Origin of the sequence: Actinomyces howellii (assembly GCF_900637165.1) — a bacterium.
GTDB classification, from domain to species: domain Bacteria; phylum Actinomycetota; class Actinomycetes; order Actinomycetales; family Actinomycetaceae; genus Actinomyces; species Actinomyces howellii.
Genome location: NZ_LR134350.1, coordinates 2,564,821 through 2,582,584, shown reverse-complemented (window position 1 = coordinate 2,582,584; position 17,764 = coordinate 2,564,821). Strand labels below are relative to the sequence as shown.

General features: G+C 72.2%; 10 protein-coding genes. 1 reads left to right on the top strand and 9 read right to left on the bottom strand.

Annotated elements, in window-relative coordinates:
* Positions 1-51: 51 nt before the first annotated feature.
* The 6 genes from aroD to EL245_RS10750 all read right to left on the bottom strand — a co-directional run bounded on the left by aroD (position 52) and on the right by EL245_RS10750 (position 5,284).
* Entirely contained in the window at positions 52-828 is a 777-nt protein-coding gene (gene aroD, locus EL245_RS10775; RefSeq protein WP_232009735.1) for a type I 3-dehydroquinate dehydratase, read from the bottom strand.
* Position 829: 1 nt separating this feature from the next.
* Positions 830-1,810 (bottom strand): Ppx/GppA phosphatase family protein, encoded by a 981-nt coding sequence (locus EL245_RS10770; RefSeq protein WP_126384413.1) that lies wholly within the window; start codon positions 1,808-1,810, stop codon positions 830-832.
* 103 nt (positions 1,811-1,913) lie between these two features.
* Entirely contained in the window at positions 1,914-2,438 is a 525-nt protein-coding gene (locus EL245_RS10765) for a DUF501 domain-containing protein (RefSeq protein ID WP_126383125.1), read from the bottom strand.
* A 10-nt stretch (positions 2,439-2,448) separates the two neighbouring features.
* On the bottom strand, positions 2,449-2,958 hold the full coding sequence (locus tag EL245_RS10760) for an FtsB family cell division protein (protein ID WP_232009734.1): 510 nt from the start codon (positions 2,956-2,958) through the stop codon (positions 2,449-2,451).
* Positions 2,959-3,322: 364 nt separating this feature from the next.
* Positions 3,323-4,609, bottom strand: a complete 1,287-nt coding sequence (eno, locus tag EL245_RS10755) for a phosphopyruvate hydratase (protein ID WP_126383123.1) — start codon at positions 4,607-4,609, stop codon at positions 3,323-3,325.
* 132 nt (positions 4,610-4,741) lie between these two features.
* Complete coding sequence (locus EL245_RS10750; protein ID WP_126383122.1) at positions 4,742-5,284, bottom strand: hypothetical protein; 543 nt, start codon at positions 5,282-5,284, stop codon at positions 4,742-4,744.
* 416 nt (positions 5,285-5,700) lie between these two features.
* Here EL245_RS10750 and EL245_RS10745 point away from each other — a divergent pair, with 416 nt between their 5' ends.
* Positions 5,701-7,722: a right-handed parallel beta-helix repeat-containing protein gene (locus tag EL245_RS10745; RefSeq protein ID WP_126383121.1), complete on the top strand. Its 2,022-nt coding sequence runs from the start codon at positions 5,701-5,703 to the stop codon at positions 7,720-7,722.
* A 392-nt stretch (positions 7,723-8,114) separates the two neighbouring features.
* Here EL245_RS10745 and EL245_RS10740 read toward each other — a convergent pair whose 3' ends face one another.
* The 3 genes from EL245_RS10740 to EL245_RS10730 all read right to left on the bottom strand — a co-directional run bounded on the left by EL245_RS10740 (position 8,115) and on the right by EL245_RS10730 (position 17,542).
* A complete protein-coding gene (locus tag EL245_RS10740; RefSeq protein ID WP_126383120.1) occupies positions 8,115-11,825 on the bottom strand; it encodes a DUF5979 domain-containing protein in 3,711 nt (1,236 codons plus the stop codon).
* A gap of 268 nt (positions 11,826-12,093) precedes the next feature.
* Entirely contained in the window at positions 12,094-15,822 is a 3,729-nt protein-coding gene (mfd, locus tag EL245_RS10735) for a transcription-repair coupling factor (RefSeq protein ID WP_126383119.1), read from the bottom strand.
* Positions 15,823-15,871: 49 nt separating this feature from the next.
* Positions 15,872-17,542 (bottom strand): DUF5979 domain-containing protein, encoded by a 1,671-nt coding sequence (locus tag EL245_RS10730; RefSeq protein WP_126383118.1) that lies wholly within the window; start codon positions 17,540-17,542, stop codon positions 15,872-15,874.
* Between the last annotated feature and the right edge of the window lie 222 nt (positions 17,543-17,764).

Sequence of the window (17,764 nt, the reverse complement as noted above, 5' to 3'; positions counted from 1 at the left end):
GGTGAGCCGACGCCCGTGGCCTGCGGGGCGCGTCGGGAGCGCCCCGGGTTGTCAGGGTGTGCCGAGCAGCGCCATGGCGTGGCGCAGGTCCTCGATCGGGGGCTGCCCCGGTGCCGAGGGCGCTCCGCCGGCGGTGGCGAAGACGAGCCGGGAGCCGAACACCCCCGCGGCGAGCCGGCTGACCGCGCCCGCCTCGCCCATGGCCATCGTGGCCAGCGGGACCTCACGCGCCTCGTGCGCGGTCGCGGTCACGCCCAGGAGGCGGGCGACGTCCGCTGGGCCAGCGGGCATGACGGCGATCTTGGCCAGGTCGGCCCCGAGGCGGGACATTCGCTCGAGGAGCTCGTGCAGGGCCTCGTCGGGAGGGGTGGCGGCGACGTCGTGGAAGGAGAGGACCACCTCGAGGCCCGCCCGGTGGGCCAGGTCGACGAGCCCGGCCGCTCCCGGGCGCTCGATCTCGACGTCGACGGCCGCGGGACGCCCTGCGGTGCCCGCCTCGTCGAGGGAGTCGAGGGCGTCGAGGACCCGGGCCAGGTGCTCCGACCAGGCCCGGCCCTCGAGCTCGGCCGCGCCGCCCTCGGCGCACGAGCGCACCGTGAGCAGGACGGGCACCGGGGCGCAGTCGGCGCCCAGGCGGGCGGCGAGCCTGGCGGTGCGCCCGGCATCGGGCTCGCCGTCAAGGAGGTCGGCGCGCAGCTCGACGAGGTCCGCGCCGGCCTCGCAGGCGCGACGGGCCTGGTCGAGGCAGTCCTGCTCGGTGGCGCCTGTGGTGGCCACGGCGACCGTCATCCGCCCGTCGGCACGCAGGAGCCTGCTCGTCCCCGTCATCTCAGATCCTCTCCCCCACCGACAGGGCGATGCCGTCGAGGATGTCGTTGAGGCTCGTGACGGTCGTGGTCACCGGGTGGGGCCCGGATGCTGTGGCCTGGACGACGCAGGTGATGATCTCGCTCCACACGAGGGCGCCGGCTGCGATGACGTCACGCCGCCCCGGTAGCAGGTAGCCCCAGGACTCGCGCTCGGCAGGGGTGGAGTGCACGATCGCCTCGCAGGAGGCCAGCGCCGCCTCGGTGCTGATCTCGGCGCCGTTGAGGGCCTCGGGGTCGAAGCGTTCCAGCCCCAGGGCGTGGGCGGTCACGGTCGTGATGGTGCCGGCTAGCCCGACGAGGGCGGTCGCCCGGCCCAGGTCGACGGACTCGGCCCCGTGGGCCAGCAGGGCGCGCACCTCGGCGCGGGCGGCGTCCTCGGCCCGGGGCGTGACCCCGTGGGCCAGGTGGCGCTCGGTGACCCGGACGCTCCCGGTGTCCAGGGAGACGGCCGACAGGGGGGCCTGGTCCCCGAGGATGAGCTCGGTGGATCCTCCCCCGAGGTCGACGACGAGCCCGGGCCCCGGGACCGGCGCGCGGTCCTGGGCGCCGAGCAGTGAGCCGGCGAAGGACAGCCGGGCCTCCTCCTGGCCGCTGACGACCTCGGGCTCCAGCCCGGTCAGTGCCCGCACCCCGTCGACGAAGTCCTCGCGGTTGTCCGCGTCCCGGGTCGCGGAGGTGGCCACGAAGCGTCCGTGACCGGAGGCGAGGTCGACGCCGAGCCCGGCGCAGGCCTCGGCGTACTCGCTCACGGCCTCGAGGGTTCGGGCCAGGGCCGCGGGGTCGAGGCGTCCGGTGCGGTCCACGCCCAGCCCGAGCCGGACGATGCGGCTGTCGCGGTGGACCTGCGTGAGCCGCGGCGTCCCGTGGGGGTCGTGCTCGAGGTCGGCCACGAGCAGGCGGATCGTGTTGGTGCCGCAGTCGATGGCGGCGACGCGGGTCACGGGTGTCACGGGTGTTACGGGTGTCACGGGCGTCACGGATGTCGCCGGCGTCATGGCCTGGTCCTCCAGCGGGGTCGGGGTCGATGGGGCGCGGGTCCGGGGGTCAGCAGCTGCACCTCGCGGGGTCCCACAGGCCGCGCTCGGTGAGGGTCCCGATGGTGAGGTCCCCGATCGGGTTGGTGCCGGGTCCGGCGGCCAGGGCGTGCCCGACCAGGGCGTGGAGGCACTTGACCCGGGTGGGCATTCCTCCGGCCGACACCCCCTCGATCTCCGTGGGGGTCCCGAGCTCGGCACGCCTGGCCAGGTAGTCGGCGTGGGCGGCCCGGTAGGCCTCGGCGAGCTCGGGGTCGGCGGACAGCCGGGCGTTGAGCTCGTCCATGAGGTGCTCGGCCTCGAGGGTCGAGCAGCCTTTCACCGCGGCGGGGTGGGTGAGGTAGTAGGTGGTCGGGAAGGGGGAGCCGTCGGGCAGGCGGGGCGCGGTGCGCACGACGGTCGGGCGCCCGCACACGCAGCGTGCCGCGATGCCCACGACGCCGCGTGGCAGGCGGCCGAGCTGGAGGCGCAGGACGTCGAGGTCGTCCTGCGAGACCCGCCCGGGGTCCTCGCCGGCGGGGTGGGTGGTGGTCATCGCGCTCTCCTCACGGGGTCGTCTGGGCGCCTGGGCTCGTGCCGGCGGCGGTCGGGGTCGGGGTGGCGCCGGGTGTCGTCGTCGGGGCGGGGGTCGGTGTCTGGGGGGTCCAGCCCTGCTGCGCGGGGTCGACGGCGGCCTGCTCGGGCTCCTCGCCCCCGGCAGCCCGGGTCGACTCGCGCAGCAGCTCGTACCAGGGCCGTTCCTCGACGGAGGCGGCCTCCTGCTCGGCCTGCGCGGCGCGCTCGACCTCGTCGGCGCCGACGACGACGTAGGTCGTCTCCCCGGGCATGACGTAGGAGAGGCGCTCTCTGGCCTGCGTCCGGACGTAGTCGTCGTCCTGCCAGCGGGCGAGCTCGGCCTCGAGGGCGGTGGAGGTCGCCTGTGCCTGGGCGATCTCGTCGAGGACGGCGTCGTACTGGGCGCGCTGGGACAGGTAGCCGCGCAGGGACGGGAAGACGACGACGAAGGCGAGGAGCAGAACAAGGGCCAGGACCAGGGCGCGGCCGGGCACCGCCATCCCGTCAGCACCTCCGAGCCGCAGGACCGCGTGTTGCGGCGCAGGGGGCTCCTCCCTGCGCCGGTCTCCAGCCCGAGGCTCCTGCCCGCGCTCAGCTCGCTCGGCCGGCTCGGCGCGCTCGACCGGACGCGGGGGACGGCGGGCGCCAGGTCGGGCCCCGGGTCGGGCGGGCGGAGGTCGGCGCGGCGTCATGGGGTCGATCCTGCCTCACAAGGGCGCACCCGACGAAGGAGGCTCCCCGTGCGTCCCGCGTCACGGGGTCGCTCGGGCGTGAGGGCGCGGGCCGGCTCGGCGGGCGCCTCGACGCGCCGGCGGGGTGCGCAGGCCGGAAGCCTGCGCACCCCGCCGGTGGGTGTGTCGGGGATCAGGCCCGGAAGCGCGGGAAGGCGCTGGCGCCGGCGTAGACAGCGGCGTCGCCCAGCGTCTCCTCGATGCGCAGGAGCTGGTTGTACTTGTTGATGCGCTCACCACGGGCCGGCGCACCGGTCTTGATCTGACCGGAGTTCGTCGCGACGGCGAGGTCGGCGATCGTGACGTCCTCGGTCTCGCCGGAGCGGTGGGAGGTCATCGACTTGTAGCCCGAGCGGTGGGCGAGTTCGACGGCCTCGAGGGTCTCGGTCAGCGAGCCGATCTGGTTGACCTTGACCAGCAGGGCGTTGGCCGCACCGAGCTCGATGCCCTTGGCCAGGCGCTCGGGGTTGGTCACGAAGAAGTCGTCGCCGACGATCTGGACCCGGTCACCGATGCGGTCGGTCAGCGCCTTCCAGTCGTCCCACTCGTCCTCGGAGAGCGGGTCCTCGATGGAGACGATCGGGAAGTCGGTGATGAGCTTCTCGTAGTAGTCGACCATGAAGGCGTTGTCGCGGGCCTCGCCCTCGAACTGGTAGGTCTTGGTGGCCTCGTCGAAGAACTCCGAGGAGGCGACATCCATGGCCAGGGCGACGTCCTTGCCGGGGGTGAACCCGGCCTTCTCGATGGCCTCGACGATGAGCTCGAGGGCCTCGCGGTTGGAGTCGAGGTTGGGGGCGAAACCACCCTCGTCACCCAGGCCCGTGGACAGGCCGCGGGCCTTGACCACAGCCTTGAGGGCGTGGTAGACCTCGGCGCCCATCCGCAGCGCCTCGCGGAAGGTCGCGGCGCCGATCGGGGCGATCATGAACTCCTGGATGTCGACGTTGGAGTCGGCGTGGGACCCACCGTTCATGATGTTCATCATGGGGACGGGGAGCACGTGGGCGTTGGGGCCGCCGACGTACTGGAACAGGTCCAGGCCGGCGGACTCGGCGGAGGCCGCGGCGGCGGCCAGGGAGACGCCGAGGATCGCGTTGGCGCCGAGCTTGCCCTTGTTCGGGGTGCCGTCGAGCTCGATCATGAGGTTGTCCAGTCCGCGCTGGTCGGAGGCCTCGAAGCCGATGATCTCGGGGGCGATGATGTCGTTGACGTTGGCGACGGCCTTCTCGACGCCCTTGCCGAGGTAGCGGGACGCGTCACCGTCACGCAGCTCGACGGCCTCGAAGGCACCGGTGGAGGCACCGGAGGGAACAGCGGCGCGGGCCGAAGCGCCGTCCTCCAGGAGGATCTCGACCTCAAGGGTCGGGTTTCCTCGAGAGTCCAGGATCTCGCGGGCGTGAACGTTCTCGATGAGGGCCACTTCGTGCTCCTTGTTCTGTGATCGATCGATGTGATCAGGATGCGGGAGCCAGCCTACCGGTCACGGTCATGTCGCGGCGAGGGCGTTGGTCCCTGCCGATTCGCGTGTTCACGCCCGGCGTGATACGCGGCCTCAGCCCGCCTCGAGGCCAGCGGCCTGGGTGCTCAGGATCCAGGGCCGCACCCCGTTGTACCGCGGGGCGACCTCGACGTCCACGGCGGAGGCGGCCTCCGAGTAGCGGGCCTGGATCTCGGCGAGCGCCTCCTGGTCGAGAGCGCTGGCCCCCTGCCCGATGAGGATCGATCGGGCGTAGTCGATGCTCGCCTGGGAGTAGTCGCCCGGGCCCAGCTGCCCCTCGAGGGCGGCCACGGCGTCCTCGTCGGTGACGACGATGCCGTACTCGGCTGCGAGCGACTCCAGGACCGGGAGGTAGACGAGCCCCTCGAGCACGTCCGCGCTGGCGACCCCGAGGGCGGGAGCCAGCTCCGCGGTGGCGTCCTCGACCGTCTCGACGGAGATCGAGGTGTGCTGACGGGTCCCGTCGGCGTCGGTGTAGGACACCACCGCAGCCTGCCCCGGGTGCGCCGACCAGCCCGCGCAGCCCGCAAGCGTGCCGGCGGCCAGGGCGAGGGAGGCGACGGCGGTGATGACGCGACGCGACGGGCGTGGGGACACGGTGGCCTCCTCGGTGGGACTCCAGACTCCCGGACCATGCTAGTTCATGAGGGTTGACGACTCCCCCGCGCTCGCCGATCCCGCCCCTGCGCGAGCGCGCGGCCCGCAGCCGTGCGGCCCGCAAGTGGGTGCAGGCCTGCTCCTCACAGCCCCCGAGCGCGACGTGAGATCAGCCACATGATGACGTCGTGACATCACGATGAGGTCACAGCGCGCCCCCGCCGATGCGGTGTGAGAGCGGGCGAAGAACCCGGTTGCCAGCGAGGCGCCCCGGGGTGGCGACGCCGGTGCTCGCGCGCTCAAAGCCGCGCGAGGACGCCGTTTCTTCCCTAGGCTTGCGCCGATTGTGCACCATCCCTTGGGTGACAGCGGCCACCGCCCCGCCGAGCACCCCGACCTGGAGGCCCGGACCTTTCATGGATGCCACTCGCCATCGCGTCGTCAGCCTCAGCCTGATCGCCTTCATCCCTGTGTCGCTCACGCTGACCGCCTGCCTGCCCCTGGGAGGCTCGTCCTCCGCCCAGTCCGCTCAGTCGGCCCGGCCCTCGGCGACCGCCAGCCCGACCGCTGTGCCCGTTGACGGCGCCCAGGACCTGGCTCCCGAGGTCGCCGCCACCTCGACGACCGGTGAGAGCCTGGCGGTTCCCGCCACGCCCGCAGGCCCGGAGGCCGCCGCCGGACAGGCGGCCCAGGCCCCCCAGGCCGGGCAGGCCTCTGCGGCGGGCACCCAGGAGACCCAGGCGACCGAGGGCACCCAGGAGCCGGCCGAGGAGTCGGCCGGCTCCCAGGGCGCAGCCGCCGGGACGCAGGACGCCGCAGGCACGGGGGCCACCGCCGGACAGGCGGCCGACGCCGCCCAGGCCGGGCAGGCCTCTGCGGCGGACACCCAGGAGACCCAGGCGACCGAGGGCACCCAGGAGCCGGCCGGCTCCCAGGGCGCATCCGCCGGGACGCAGGACGCTGAGGGACGAGGGGCGCGCAACGCCCCGGCCGTCCCCGACGCCTCCGTGCCGGACTCCGAGGTGCTCGTCGTCGAGCCGGGGGCTGACCTGCCCGCGGCCGTCAAGGAGGCCGCGAGCACGGGCCGGGGTGTGCGCCTGACCGCGGGAGCCAGCTACACGCTCACCGAGCCCGTGGTCCTGCCGGACACCGTGCCCTTCCTCGACGGCAACGGCGCGACGGTGGACGTGGCGATCCCCGGCACCACCCGCTCCGCCCCGGCCAGCGCGCTCGCCGTGGCCACGGGTTCGACGGACACCGTGATCACCAACCTGACCCTCGACCTGGCCGACTCCCGGTACACCCGGGGCATCGCGATCGTGTCGGCCTCGCGCGTCACCGTCTCCGGCGTGACGATGACGGGCTCGACCTTCCGTGCCATCGAGGTGGCGGCGACCACCGGTCCGGTCTCGGACCTGCTCATCACGGGCAACACGGTGACCAGCCCCGCGGGCACGGCTGAGACCAAGGGCGAGATCGTCTCGGTCATGCTGTCGACTGCCTTCGCGCAGCCGGACGACCAGTTCGCCTCCTCCGCGAGCCCCATCTGGGACCGCTACACCACGGACGGCACGGTCAGCCCGACGAAGTACGAGCACCGCAACATCTCGGTCGTCGGCAACACCATCACCGGGGGCTACTACGGCCTGAGCCTGTCCGGGGTCACCGACTCCGTCGTGTCGAACAACACGATCACGGACAACATGCGCAACATCTCGATGCAGAACCACGCGGACAACAACCTCGTGGAGGACAACAACCTCTCCCAGTCGCGCTCCTCGTCAGTCCACGTGGCGTACGGCTCGGACTCCAACACGGTGCGGGGCAACACGATCACCTCGACCCAGGCGGTGGGTCAGGGCCTGCTCCAGGCCTACATGGACTCCGACGACAACACCTTCACCGGCAACTCGGTGACCGTCTCGGGCTCCCAGCCCGGCTGGATCCTCTACGTCGGCACCGACTCCGACCGCGTCACCTTCTCGGGCAACACGGTGACGGGCAACGCCCGCAAGGCGATGATCGGCGTCGAGTCGGTGTGGGACTACGACTCGTCTCGCTCGGGACTGTCGGGCGCGAACCCCGCCGCCTACATGTCCTCCAAGGTCGCGGCGGCCACGGACGGTTCACTCATCACCTACAACGGAGGATGGGGCCCCCTGACCGGGACGACGATCACCGACAACGTCCTGCAGCCGGGCGACCCCAAGGCGCCGGTCATCTACGTCGGCGCAGAGGTGTCCGCCGGTCGGGACGGGACGGAGAGGATCGTCGGCGACGTCACGGACGTCACCCTGCGGGGCAACACGGTCGTCGGTCAGGACTACTCCGAGGGACTGCGCACCCACGAGGGCTCGCTTCCGGGCGTCGGCGCCGCGACCATCACCTTCGCTGACGACTCCGTCGGGACGTACGCCACCGCCTCCCCCACCCCGTGAGACCGGAGGCGTCCTCACCCCCGGCGACCGGACCTGGTTGCTCCTCGGGGTTCGACCGCCTCCTCGCTCTTTGATCCCACGGGGTGGGGTGGGGGCACGGCAAGTCCGCACGAGGCCGGGGCCCCGGCCTCACCCACCGACGACGAGCGTGAGGTCCCGCGAGACACGCCCGCCCGTCCGACCACCACCATCTCGCCAGCGCCCCTCGACGCCGGCCCCCCGCACTCACCGACCAGCCACAACCACCGACCCAGTGGAACCAACCATCGAGGACACGCGGTCGGGGCCCGGGCGTATCGCCCGGGCCCCGACCGTCGCCCTGTCAGCCACCGGTCAGACCGGTGCCGAGGTCCTGTGCGCGCCCCGAGCCGGACGGGGCGCGCGGCGGCCTCTTAGCCGCGCCGCCGACGCACGAGGAGCAGGATCCCTCCGACGCCGGCCGTCAACGCGACCGCGGCCGGAAACAGGATCGAGACGCCGGTCCTCGCCAAGGGGCCGGTGGTCGTCGAGCGCGAGCCGGGGGCGGAGGAGGTCGTCGTGGTCCCCCGGGAGCCCGCTGACGAGGAGGCGGCAGCCGTGGTCCGCTGCGCCGTCGGCTCGGTCGAGGCGCTCGGCGGGACCGAGGCGCTCGGCTCGGCCGTCGGACCGACCGTGGGGTCGAGCGTTGCCGTGGCCGTGGGAGCAGCCGTGGGATCAACGGCTGACGTGGCACTCGGCTGGGCAGAGGCACTCGGCTCAGCAGAGGCACTCGGCTCAGGAGACGCGCTCGGCTCAGCAGACGCGCTCGGCTCAGCAGACGCGCTCGGCTCAGCAGACGCGCTCGGCTCAGCAGACGCGCTCGGCTCAGCAGACGCACTCGGCTCAGCAGACGCACTCGGCTGGGCAGACGCACTCGGCTGGGCAGACGCACTCGGCTGGGCAGACGCGCTCGGCTGGGCAGACGCGCTCGGCTCAGCAGAGGCACTCGGCTCAGCAGAGGCGCTCGGCTCAGCTGTCGGCGTGGGGGCGGGCTCGGCGGTGTAGGCGTTGGTGAAGGACAGCGCCTCCACCTGCCCGTCGGTCGAGACGGTCACCTGCTGGTCCGCCGGCGCCTCGAGGGTGTAGCCGGTGATGGCCGCCGCCTGGGCGTCCTCGGTCACCGTGCAGGTCGTGCCCACAGGCACGGTCGGACCGCTGACCGGCGTCGCGTCCGCAGCCACCACGAGGGAGCCGCTCGATGTCGAGGAGTCCGGGAGCACGCACTCGTAGGCGAAGCTGAACTCCTTGTCTCCCGCGTCGACGCCGGTGACCACCTTGGCCACGGTGAAGGTGCCCGTGTGCTGGGTGTAGGTGTTGGTCACCACGACCGCAGCGGTCGTGTCCTTGACCACCGTGACCTCAGAACCAACCTGACCGTCAACACTCACCGAGGTCTCCACCCCGAAACCAGCACGCTGGGCGCTCGACGCCGGCTCACTGACCGCACACACCGAACCCACCGGCAGCACCGGCCCGTCAACAGACCCACCACCAGCAACCGTCAGATCACCACTGACCGCAGCAGCACCAGGAACCTCGCACTCATAGTGCACCAGGAACTCATCAGCCCCGAAGGACCCGTCCCCAGCAACCACCTTCGACACCGAGAACGACCCCGTCTGCCGCGTGTACGTGTTCGTCACCTCCACCGAGGCCACCGCCCCGTCAGCGATGTCCACCCCGACCTCACCGGTGACCTCCTGACCACCGACCCTCCAGGTCGTGACCACATCAGTCCCATCAGCCACCGCGTCGCCCTCAGTGACCACGCACCGACCCACCGGCAGGTCCGCAACCGACCCCGAGGACCCCGCGGCAACCGTCACGGTCCCCGACGGGCTCGACCCGTCCAGCGCCTGGCACACGTACGTGAACGTGTACTCACGCCCCGCGACCACGCCAGCACCGTCACCGTCGACCACCTTCGAGATCTCCAAGGACCCCGTCTGCCGCGTGTAGGTGTTGGTCACCACGACCGCAGCGGTCGTGTCCTTGACCACCGTGACCTCAGAACCAACCTGACCGTCAACACTCACCGAGGTCTCCACCCCGAAACCAGCACGCTGGGCGCTCGACGCCGGCTCACTGACCGCACACACCGAACCCACCGGCAGCACCGGCCCGTCAACAGACCCACCACCAGCAACCGTCAGATCACCACTGACCGCAGCAGCACCAGGAACCTCGCACTCATAGTGCACCAGGAACTCATCAGCCCCGAAGGACCCGTCCCCAGCAACCACCTTCGACACCGAGAACGACCCCGTCTGCCGCGTATACGTGTTCGTCACGGCCGCCACCGTCGTCCCGTTGGCAGCCGGCTGGAGCTCGACGGTCACGGGGCTGGGGGAGGTCAGGTCGTAGCCCTCGACCGCCGTTCCCTCGACGTTCTCCGTCACGGTGCAGGTTGCTCCCGCCAGGAGCGGCACCCGAGGGGTGGCCGCGACGGGGGTGCCGTCCGCCGGGACGTTGCTGATGGTGCCGGTCACCGAGCCGCAGGCGTAGGTGAAGGAGTAGGTCGGCGCCGTCGCCCCGGCCTCGAGGCCGGTCATGGTCTTGGACACGGCCAGGACGGCCGTCTCGGTGCTCACCGAGTTCGTGAGCGAGACCGCCTGGGAGGTGCGGTCGCCGATCGTCAGGGTGTTGCGCACCTGGTTACCCACCTTGAACACGGGCGTGCCCCAGCTGTACGCGTCGGGGAACTCAACAGAGGCCGAGGTCGGGTCCTCGCTGAGCGACAGGACCGTGCCCTGCGGGAAGGACCCCGGGAAGACCGAGATCTTCCCGTTCGAGACCTTGAGGACAACCGTGCCCGTGCGCCCGTCGGCGTTGAGCGTGCCCGGGGGCGTCCACGTCGGGTAGGTCGAGGCGTCCTGGGGAAGGGTGTAGGAGACGACGACGTCGAAGGTCGTGCCCGCGGGCACGTGGTCGACCCCGGTGCCGTCGACGTACTTGGTCACCTCGAATCCGCCGTACCCCGGGTCGAGGGCGGCGGTCACCTTCGAGGTGTCGTTGTAGTAGCGCTCACCGTTGGCGGTCAGGCTCGTGCCGTCGATCGTCACCGAGTTGCGGTAGACCACACCCTCCTGGGCGTTGCCGGCGTTGATCGTGTTCGGCGAGCTGAGGGAGTAGTTGGTCTTGGGCTGGAAGACCCCGGTCAGGGTCATCGTCGCCACGGTCCGGGACTCGTTGAAGGTCACCGTATAGGTGAAGTCCTCGCCCGGGGAGTTGTAGACCCTCCCCGCGGCGTTGAGCAGGACGGAGCGGGTCGTCGAGGTCGCCGAGGACACGTGCGAGAAGCTCCAGTTCGCCAGGTTCGTGTCGAAGGTCTGCCCGGCCCCGATCGTGTCCGTGAAGGTGAGGGTCGAGGTGGTCACGCCGTCGGCGACGAAGCCGGGGACGGTCGCGGCGAGGTTCTCCGTGCCGAAGCCGATCGACCAGGGCACCCCCTTGGAGGCCGCCGACAGGGGCGTGGAGACCTTCGTGAAGTTCGCAGGACGGTAGGTCGGCAGGGGTGCCGCGCGGATGCCGCCGGTGCCGGGCAGGTCCACCGCGGTGGTCGCGCCGTTGACCGTCATCGTCGTCGTCTCGGCCGTCGTGGCCGCGGTGGCGATGAGCAGGGTCTCCCCCGTTCCGCGGAAGTCGGTGAAGCCCTCGACCCGCAGGCGCTCGACCTCCGAGTTCATCGTGCAGGTGATCGCGGTCTTGGTGATCTGGCAGGTCCCGATCGTCACCTGCGCCCCGTTGTGGACGACCGTGACCGGGATCGTCCGGACCTCCCGCGCCTCGAAGTTGCTTCCCAGCTCGATGGTGAAGGAGTCGCCGTCGGCCAGGGTCGTGCCCCGGGCGTCCCACGTGAACTGGACCTTGGCGACGTCACCGACCGCGATGTAGCCGGCGGAGGTCACGCCGTTGGCGTCCGACTTGAGGAGCTCGGGGATCGTGATGGCGATGCCCGCGTTCATCGCGGCAATGCCCGGGGCGATGACACCCACGGCTGCGACAAGGGCTGCCAGAACGGCCACGACCACGGCACGGAACGACTTCTGGCGCTCCGAACGGGCCGAGGGAGAAGGGGTGCGCATGACGCTCCGATCCGGGATAGTCCGGGACGATCCGGACTGATGACAAGGAACGCCTTCACACTAGGGCCACGCCACCGGAACAGCCAGACGAGAACCGTGGGGCGTGGGCCACCGCGACAAGAAATCCGCGCCATTCCGGCACGAGGGTGAGCCGCCGTAACTATTTCGCAATCTTTTCTCGCACGCCCGGGACGGTGGTTCCCACTCGAAAGAGAATAAACCAGCGCTACTCAAGAAACAGTATTGCGAGCGCGGTTTCTCCTCTCCGTCAGGTGCGCCGCCGGTATGTCGTTGCCTCGGTCTCGTACTCGGTCTGACCCCCGACGACGGCGCGCAGGAACACCTCCGCCCACCGCAGCAGGTCGGTGCCCTCCACCGGCCCTCCCCCCAGCCTGGCCCGGCCGGGGGCGGGCACGACGACCGTGCGCGTCGCGGGCTTGAGGACGGTGCCCGGGTAGAGCCGGGTCAGACGCATGCGCCCCGACTCCGGCAGGCTGACAGGGGCGAAGCGGACGGACTTGCCCTGGGCGACGATCTCACGCACCCCCAGGCCGGCGGCAAGGGACCTGAGGCGCGCCAGGGCCGCCAGGCGCGTCACGGGGTCCGGCACCGGCCCGTAGCGGTCGACGAGCTCATCGAGGACGTCCTCGACCTCGGCCTCCGAGCGGGCGGCGGCGAACTTCGTGTAGGCCTCGAGGCGGAGGCGCTCGTGGGGCACGTAGTCCTCGGGGATCGTGGCGTCCACGGGCAGCTCGACGCGCAGGTCCTCGTCGACCTCGGGCTCCTGCCCCACGACCGCGGCGCCGTCGGTGACCTTGAGAGCCTTCTTGTAGGCGGCGACGGCCTCGGAGACCATCCGCACGTAGAGGTCGAAGCCGACTCCTGCGATATGCCCCGACTGCTCTCCACCGAGCAGGTTGCCGGCGCCGCGGATCTCGAGGTCCTTCATGGCCACCTGCATGCCGGCCCCCAGGTCGGTGTTGGTCGCGATGGTGCGCAGGCGCTCGAGGGCGGTCTCGGTCAGCGGCCGGTCCGCCGGGTAGAGGAAGTAGGCGTAGGCGCGCTCGCGCCCGCGCCCGACCCGCCCGCGCAGCTGGTGGAGCTGGGACAGGCCCATCCGGTCGGCGCGGTCGACGATGAGGGTGTTGGCGTTGGTCACGTCCAGCCCGGTCTCGACGATCGTCGTGCACACGAGCACGTCGATGTCCTTGCGCCAGAAGGCGTCGATCACCGACTCCAGCCGCGACTCCCCCATCTGCCCGTGGGCCGTGGCGACCCGCGCCTCGGGGACGAGCTCGGTGAGACGGGCGGCGACGGCGTCGATGTCCTCGACCCGGTTGTGGACGTAGAAGACCTGACCGTCGCGCAGGAGCTCGCGGCGGATGGCGGCACCGACCTGCTTGGTCTCGTAGGCGCCGACGTAGGTGAGGATGGGGTGGCGGTCCTCAGGAGGCGTGGCGAGCGTCGACATCTCCCGCAGCCCGGTGACCGCCATCTCGAGGGTGCGAGGGATCGGGGTCGCTGACATGGCCAGGACGTCGACGTCGGTGCGCAGCGCGGTGAGGGTCTCCTTGTGCTCGACCCCGAAGCGCTGCTCCTCGTCGATGACGACCAGGCCCAGGTCCTTGAAGCGCACCTGCCCGGTCAGGAGCCGGTGCGTGCCCACGACCACGTCGATGGTGCCGTCGGCCAGGCCGCGCAGGACCTCCTGGGACTCGGCCTCGGTCTGGAACCGGGAGAGCTGAGCCACTCGCACGGGGAACCCGGCGTAGCGCTCGGAGAAGGTCTCGGCGTGCTGGGCCACGAGCAGGGTGGTGGGCACGAGCACGGCGACCTGCTTGCCGTCCTGGACGGCCTTGAAGGCGGCGCGCACGGCGATCTCGGTCTTGCCGTAGCCCACGTCGCCGCAGATGAGGCGGTCCATGGGCTGCGCCTTCTCCATGTCGGCCTTGACGTCGTCGATGGTGGCCAGCTGGTCGGGGGTCTCGGTGTACGGGAACGCCTCCTCGAGCTCGGCCTGCCAGGGGGTGTCGGGGCCGAAGGCGTGCCCGACGGTGGCGGCACGCGCGGCGTAGAGACGCACGAGCTCTCCGGCGATCTCGCGCACCGCCGTCCGCGCCTTGGACTTCGTCCGCTGCCAGTCGGCCCCGCCCATCCGGTTGAGGGCGGGTGCGTCGCCGCCGACGTACTTGCTCACCTGGTCGAGGGCGTCAGTGGGCACGAGGAGCCGGTCCCCCGGCTGGCCGCGCCGGGAGGGGGCGTACTCGATGACGAGGTACTCCCGGCTCGCCTCCGACTTCGAGGAGCCGACTGAGCGGCGCAGGAGCTCGACGAAGCGACCCACGCCGTGCTGGGCGTGGACGACGAGGTCCCCGGCGCGCAGGGACAGGGGGTCGACGCTCTTGCGGGAGCGCCGCGCCGGGAGCACCTTGTCCCCGCGCGGACCTGCGGCGGCCCGACCGGTCAGGTCCGACTCGGCGATGAGGGCCAGGTGGAGGCCCTGTGAGACGAAGCCGTGCCCGGCGCTGGCCTGCGTGACCCGCACGACGCCGTCGCCCCCTCCTCCCGGTCCGCTCCACCCCAGGTCCGCGGGCTCGTCGAGGTGGGTGACGATCCGGGCCGGGACGCCGCCGTCGGCGAGCAGCTGGGCCATGCGGCGCCCGGGGCCGGGGCCGTCGGTGGCCACGACGACGCTCCAGCCCTCGCGGGCCATGCGACCCAGGTCGGTCACGGCCTGCTCCATCTGGCCGCGGTAGGTGGGAGGGTCGGTCAGGGCGAGCTCGACGACCTCCGGGGAGGCGGCCAGCGAGGTGAGCGACCACCAGCCCCTGCCGGTGGACAGGGCCAGCGCCCGGGCCTCGGCGAGGTGGGCGAAGGCCGCGGCCGACAGGTCGACTGGGACGGTCCCTCCGGAGGCCGCCGAGGTCCAGGCGGCGGCAAGGAACTCGGCGGTCGTGGCGACGAGGTCCTCGGCACGCCGGCGCACCCGCTCGGGCTCGAGGACGACGAGGAGGCGGTCTCCGACGAGATCGAGCAGGGGGACCAGGGAGGGGACGAGCACGGGGGCGAGGGACTCCATGCCCTCGACGGGGATCCCCTCGGCGATCTTCTCGAGCATGTCCGCGGCCCCCGGGATGGAGCCGATCAGGGCGCGGGCGCGCTCGCGCAGGGCCGGGCTGAGGAGGATCTCCCGGCAGGCGGTGGCGGTCACGGCCTCGAGCTCGTCGATGGTGCGCTGGTCGGCCACGGCAAAGGAGGACACGGACTCGATGTCGTCGCCGAAGAAGTCGACGCGGACGGGGCGCGGCTCCGTGGGCGGGAAGACGTCGAGGATGCCGCCGCGCACGGCGTACTGCCCGCGGCTCTCGACCATGTCGACCCGGGTGTAGGCGGCGCCGTCCAGCTGTCGTGCGATCTCCTCCAGCCCCGCGGAGGGCCCAGGGGCGAGCCTGACGGGCTCAAGGTCTCCCAGGCCCTGGATGACCGGAGCCAGAAGGGCGCGCACGGGGACGACGAGGACGCGCACCGGCCCTCGACCCGGGTCGGCGGGGCGGCCGGCGGCGGCCTCGCCGTCCTCGGGGTGGGCGAGGCGCCGCAGGACCGCCAAGCGGCGGGAGACGGTGTCTGCGCGCGGGGACAGGCGCTCGTGCGGCAGGGTCTCCCAGGCGGGGAAGACGGCGATCTCGGCTGCCGGCAGATAGCAGGACAGGGAGGCGGCGAGGTCCTCGGCCTCGCGGCCGGTGGCAGTGACCACGAGCAGGGGCGTCCCGGAGGGCCGCGCCCCCCGTCGGTCCTGTGCGGCGGGGGCGCCGTCGGGTAAGCCGACGGCGGCGCGTACCCCTCCGGGCCCCAGGGTCATGGCGGCCAGGACGGCCGGCCTGGCCCCCGGGGACACGACGGCGCTGCGCTCCGAGCGCGCGCCCGAGGCCGCGGCCTCGACGAGGTCGGAGGTGGCCGGGTCATCGAGAAGAGGTGGCAGCAGGGCGGTCAGTCGCACGGCGCCGAGTGTAGGCCCCGCCGACCCATGAGGGCGTGGACGAGCAGGCTCAGGCGGGGCGCCGACGGCGCGCGAGGCCGGAGCCCACGATGAGCAGGGCCGCTGCCGTGAGCCCGGCCCCGACCGACTGGGGCCCGGTGCGCGCCAGGACAGACGGGGCCGGCCGTGACGCTGGAGCCCCGCCTGCGCTCGGTGCTGCGCCGGCCAGGGTCGCGGGCCCCCCGGGTGCGGGGCTCCCGTCTGTTCCCCGGTCCTGCGGCCCACCGTGGCTCGTCGCCGGCGCGTGCTCCGCCGCCCCGGACGGGGTCGGAGCCTCCGGGGCAACCGGGGCCTGCGACTCGGCGGTGGGTTCGGTACCGGGCTCAGCGCTCGGCTCAGCGGTCGGATCCGCGCTCGGCCCGGCACTCGGCTCAGCGGACGGTCCCGCGCTCGGCCCGGCACTCGGCTCAGCGGACGGTCCCGCGCTCGGCCCGGCACTCGGCTCAGCGCTCGGCCCGGCACTCGGCTCAGCGGTCGGCCCTGCGCTCGGTCCAGCGCTCGGCTCAGCGGTCGGTCCCGCGCTCGGCTCAGCGCTCGGCCCTGCGGTCGGCTCAGCGGACGGTCCCGTGGTCGCCTCAGCGGTGGGATCCGGTGCGATGCGGGTGTAGGTGAGCGTCGCCGTGACCGGGACGACGTCGCTGGCACCGATGGTCACTGTGGAGGAGGACAGCGCGGCGTCGAGGTCGTAGCCCTCACGAGCGGCCGAGTCGGTGTCGGCGGTGATCGTGCAGGTCGCCGCCCCCTCGATCTCCGGACTGAGCACCACCGAGCCGTCACCGGGGACCGTGATCTCGGCCTGGGAGACGAGCGTCCTGCCGATCGCATCGAGGCAGGTGTACCGGTAGGTGAAGGAGTCAGCGGCAAGGTCCGCACCGATCGTCGTCGTGGACACCGAGAACCGGCCGGGGCGGTTGACGTAGAGGTTCCAGAACAGCGCAGCCCTGGCCGAGCTCTCGGAGCTGATGACGGCCTCGACGACCGCGGGACGCGGAGTGGAGTGGACGGTGTCGAGGTCGTAGCCGACGACCTGGGCCGCGTCCATGTCCTGGGTCACCGTGCACACGGTGCCCAGGGGCACCCACACCTGCGAGGCGGTGTTCTGCGCCCGCGTCGCGACGATCTCACCGCTGGTCCCCTCGGGGTCGTCGCAGACGTAGGTGAACCTGTAGCTCTTCGCGTCCAGGAGGGCGCTGTAGGCGCCTCCGGCCCCGACCCTCACGAAGAAGGTGCCCCGCTTGAACAATGCTGTGCTCGTCAGGGTCAGCGTGGTCGACGTGCCGTCGCCGATGATGATCTCCGAGACGCTCGCTCCCTCGGGAGTGGTGAGCACCGGGGTCCCCCAGGCCACCCGGGTCGTGGTCCGCGTGACCGCGTCCAGGGCGATCCGCGTCCCTGAAGGGAACTCGGAGGAGACGGCGGCTCGCAGGGTCGACACGCTCATCGTCGCGGTGCCGCTGCGCCCGTCGGCGGACAGCGTCCCGGGAGGGCGCCATCCCGGGTAGGCGCTCGCCTCGGCGGGGAGGGTGTAGGACAGCGTCACCGTGGCCGACGGGTTGCCTGTCACACGGTCGGTCGCTTCCCCCGTGACGACGTGGGTCACGGTCACGGAGCCGTACCCGGTGCTGGCGTGCGCGGGGCTCGCTGCGAGCAGGCACAGGAGGACGACGACAAGGGTCGGCACGAGCCGACGGCACGGATGAGGCACACTCAGCCTTTCGGGACGGGGAGGGCGCCTGGGAACGCCCGTCCATCAGCCTAGGGGCGCGCCGCAGGAGGGAACGTCACGGATACGTCCCGGATCCGTTCCGGATGTGTTCCGGCTCCGTATCTCCCACCTGCTCCGCTCGTCTCACCCGTCGGCGCCTGCGGTTCGTGGGCCGTGGGCGCCCCGGAGACGACAGGT

Excerpts from the sequence above, each read along its gene's own strand:
- aroD (WP_232009735.1), bottom strand. The coding sequence starts at position 828 with ATGACGGGGACGAGCAGGCTCCTGCGTGCCGACGGGCGGATGACGGTC.
- EL245_RS10765 (WP_126383125.1), bottom strand. The coding sequence starts at position 2,438 with ATGACCACCACCCACCCCGCCGGCGAGGACCCCGGGCGGGTCTCGCAG.
- EL245_RS10760 (WP_232009734.1), bottom strand. The coding sequence starts at position 2,958 with ATGGCGGTGCCCGGCCGCGCCCTGGTCCTGGCCCTTGTTCTGCTCCTC.
- EL245_RS10745 (WP_126383121.1), top strand. The coding sequence starts at position 5,701 with ATGGATGCCACTCGCCATCGCGTCGTCAGCCTCAGCCTGATCGCCTTC.
- EL245_RS10740 (WP_126383120.1), bottom strand. The coding sequence starts at position 11,825 with ATGCGCACCCCTTCTCCCTCGGCCCGTTCGGAGCGCCAGAAGTCGTTC.